Source organism: Enterococcus lactis (genome assembly GCF_015751045.1).
GTDB classification, from domain to species: domain Bacteria; phylum Bacillota; class Bacilli; order Lactobacillales; family Enterococcaceae; genus Enterococcus_B; species Enterococcus_B lactis.
In genome coordinates, this window is record NZ_BNJW01000050.1 from 1 (window position 1) to 4092 (window position 4092).

Consider the following 4092-nt stretch of genomic DNA (forward strand, 5'->3'; position numbering starts at 1 on the left):
CATTGAGATCATCCTTTCTTTCGTCGTTCTATATTAAGTGTAACGAGTATTTTTTAATCTGACAAAGGTAATGCTTGCATTCGGCGACATCAGTTAGACAACATCGATGATCAGTGATAGAAGCAGTTTATCTATACAAAAAAAGAAGGGTTCTATGATATTTGGTGTTGTTACTCAAGGCGAGTAAGGACACCAAATATCATAGAACCCAAATAGTTAAAGAAAAAACTTAATCGTTGAAAGAAGCCCAATTGCTTAAAGAAGGCAAACTGACTAATCGACGGAATCCGTGCTAATCCGTAAAGACCTGCAATTAGTAAACTAATAACTGTTAAAACAAGATAAAAATGGCTAAGCGTACCTTGACCACTTTGACGATAAAGCAGAACAAGTAACAATGGGAAAAGTAGAAAGCCTGCATAGCCTAGCCCAGAACCTATATTATGGATCCAAGTCGATAGATTCCAAGAGCTTTCATTCGTATTGATACTGAATAACCCAGTAAAAATACAATCACCTATCCCATATAAACCAACTGTTGCAACAGCAAGTATTGCAAGTGTTTTTGATGTTCCAACAAATAGGTGATACAACGCAGGCAACGAAAGAACAAAAAAAAGTCCAGATACAACTGACCAGACCAAGAAAGCACGTCTGACTGGACTATCTACGTCACCAAACACACTAATTACGGTAGTCATTTGATTCAGTTTGGGATAAAAAAGGCCAAGGATATACGGTGTCGATAAATCACTAATCACACCTAATAATAAAAAATAAAAACCATATTTTTGCAAAAAAATCATTTTCTTCCCCTACTTTTTAGTGATTATTCGATACATCCAACAATCAAATTTTTTCACATTTTAACACATATTTTTATTCTAGTTGCCTTTTGAACAATCAATAACATAAAGGTGAGTTTCTTCTACATTTTAAAAAATCGAATGGCACTGAAGAGTTCAGTTGTCAGCATCAATCTCCTACTCAAAAAGGCAAAAAAACGTAAGTCAGATGTTGTTGACATCTCACTTACGCATCCATTGATTGAAAATTTCTTAGTAAAATCTACTAGCCTAAAAATTTGAAGACTTCTTCTCGATCATACAGTTTAAATACTTTCTCGCATAAAAATTGAGTAATTAGTGCCGCAAAAACAGGGATGACTAACCAACAAAGAACAACAAGAAAGCCCTTTAGCCCTGCATCTAAAGAAGCCAACGGACCAACAAGTCCGACCACGCCGAAACCAGCAGAAGCAGGCGTACCTGAAATAGAAAATAGAGCGACAGGAATAGCTGTAATCACTGCACTAACTAAACAAGGAATAAGAATCACAGGTTTTCTAAATAGATTAGGCATCATCATCTTCATAGCGCCTAAAGCAATCGCAATTGTCACACCTGACTTATTAACCTTCCAAGAGTTCACTACTAAAACAAAAGTGGTTGCAGCTACGCCCATCGCAGCCGCACCAGCAGAAACACCATCTAGTTGGATTGCCATTCCGATTGCTACTGTTGAAATAGGAGAGATAATCAAAAAGGCAAAGGAACAACCAATCAAGATAGACATTAACAGCGGTTGTAAGGTAGTGAAGTTATTAATCAATGATCCAATTGCAGAAGTAATTGCTGTTACAAAAGGGAATAAATAAAAACCAAGTAAACCTGCACCTACACCTACAACAATCGGTGTTAACACAATCGACACTGACCCAAAACTATTTCCAATCAGTAAAATCAGCCCGACAGCAATCGATGCTGTCAGCATCGTATTAATAATATCGCCTGTACCAGCACCAACGTAAACACCCGTTTCACCCAAATCAGGTGTGAATTTGACTACACCAGAACCAACAAAAGAAGCTCCGGCTACAACCATCATTCTCATCGGATCAAATCCAAATTGTAAGGCAATCAAACCACCAATGATCAAAGGTGTTGCTAGTTGAAAAATAACTGCTAACTGTGCGATCGTTACCGCAAAGGGATACGCACTAAAATATTTTAAAATGGCACCTAATACTGCATTAGGAATCAATCCAATAATGATTCCTGTTGCTGTACCAGCGAGGACTTTATTCAGAAAAATTTTCGGTGATATTTTTTGTGAAGTTTCCATTCAATCTCTCCTTTATTTTACGTTCAAACTATCTTCTTTTGCATGGACAAGCTCAGTCAAGAAATCACAATAAGGCGTCGCAACACCATATTTCTTCCCTTTTCTAGAAATTGCGCCATTGATATAATCGATTTCTGTTAATCGATGGTTCTTAATCAAGTCTTGATACATTGAAGGATAATGTAACCCAATTGTTTCCGGGTCAAAACAAGATTCACAATGTGCAATGACTTCTGGGACATCTAGTTCAATCTTCTCTACTGCTGCTACTTTGGCAAACTCATTGACAATCGTCGCCACCATTTTATGAGCAGTCGATGTTTTTCCTAGCTCAGCCATATTAACGTCTAAGATTGTGCATAGTCCGTTCATTGTTCCGTTCACACATGCTTTGCGATAAATAGAATAGTGAATATTGTCAGAAAAATGAGCATTTAATCCTGATTCAGACAATTTGTCTGCTAATTTTTTTGCAGCTGCTTCTTTTCCATCACCTAAATTTTGTAATTCTACTGAACCACTTCCAAATAATTTGACCTGACCAGGACCTTCAAGACCTGCCGTCCACATGGTATTTCCAATATAGATATTTTCCATTGGTACAAATTTCTCAATAATATCTTCATGCCCGATACCATTTAATAGACATAAGACCTCTGTATCTTTTTTGATTAATGATTGGATATCCTGCAGCATTTTTTCCAGCTGCATCGCTTTGGTAAATAGAATAATCAGATCAACTTGATCTTCTTTTTCTACTTCGGATTGAAGAACGATTGGTAGTTTTGCTTCTACCTCTTTACCATTAAAATTTGCTTGTAATCCATGTTCTTTGATTTGTTGGACATGTTCTGCCCAGCCATCGATTAATAATACTTCGTTCCCACTTTGGTGAAGCATCAACCCAAAGCGACTTCCCATTGCGCCAGCGCCTGCAATTGCTATTTTCATTGATTCTTCCTCCTTTTTCTTTCTATTATACTTATTTGAGAATCTTTTCACAACCTCGTTTTGTTATTCTTCTCTTATTTATCATGTTTATATCCACCATTCAAGTTATTTTATCAGCAAATCAATAAAAACTGGAATAGAATCCCAATTTTATCGTAAGAGAAACTAGACTAGCAATAAGAAAATAGAAACATTCATAGAAAAAACCTCACTCCTCTGATTATAAAAGAGGGGGCATTAACCTCGTGTATACTAAAACCTTCCATTCATTCGATGGATGATTTTCTTTTTGTGAAAAAATATTCATTGTAGTACGATGTTGCGCAACACAGACGGATGGTATTGCTTATTATTTATTAAAATCGAACAATACACTTATTTAAAAACTTCTTTCCCAGATTTTCTTCCATTTTTACAGTTATAACTAGTATTATCATGAAAAATAGCCTTTTATTGTCTATGGGAATAATAATTTAAAATTGGTACTTTTTTATTAATTAGTTCATCGCCCAATAATCTCTCCAGTTTCTTAGCATCTCCTGACTCAACCGGAATCATCCAAGCCCAGTCCAAATAATTTTTTAAAATCTCATCATATTTTGCAAATATTTCATTGCCATATTCCGTCCTTAAAATTATATTTTCAGTGCCAGACAAGTGATTTGTATTGAGTTGATAAAAAAGATCTCCATCTAAAAAAATATCATTAGAAGAAGATTTCCCCACAGTAATGACCATTCCATCAGCTCTATGTGTTACATACAAATAATTGTATGGCCTCATTTCACCTAATGAATCAATTATTTCTTGCCCTTTAGCTCTAATATATTGATCTCTATTACCTATCTCACTCTTATTTAACAAAAGTTTGGATAGGCTACAATTAACTAGACAGAAAAATTAAGGTGTGTAGACTAGAAGAAAATATACCAGGAGGAATTTTTATGTCTAAGAGAACACGAAGAACTTTTTCACAAGAATTCAAGCAACAAATCGTCAATCTTTACTTAGCTGGAA

Annotated in this window: 3 protein-coding genes and 1 pseudogene; all 4 read right to left on the reverse strand. The window is 35.5% G+C overall.

Annotation, left to right across the window (positions count from 1 at the left end):
• Positions 1-170: 170 nt before the first annotated feature.
• The gene (locus KFO35_RS13775; protein WP_002294761.1) at positions 171-806 is read right to left on the reverse strand and encodes a DUF998 domain-containing protein; all 636 of its coding nucleotides are present in this window, start codon (positions 804-806) and stop codon (positions 171-173) included.
• A 265-nt stretch (positions 807-1071) separates the two neighbouring features.
• Positions 1072-2124 (reverse strand): PTS sugar transporter subunit IIC, encoded by a 1053-nt coding sequence (locus KFO35_RS13780; RefSeq protein ID WP_002316133.1) that lies wholly within the window; start codon positions 2122-2124, stop codon positions 1072-1074.
• A 12-nt stretch (positions 2125-2136) separates the two neighbouring features.
• Positions 2137-3075, reverse strand: a complete 939-nt coding sequence (locus KFO35_RS13785) for a 2-dehydropantoate 2-reductase (protein WP_002291914.1) — start codon at positions 3073-3075, stop codon at positions 2137-2139.
• A 450-nt stretch (positions 3076-3525) separates the two neighbouring features.
• A pseudogene (locus KFO35_RS13790) lies at positions 3526-3948 on the reverse strand (hypothetical protein); the annotation flags it as partial.
• Positions 3949-4092: the final 144 nt, after the last annotated feature.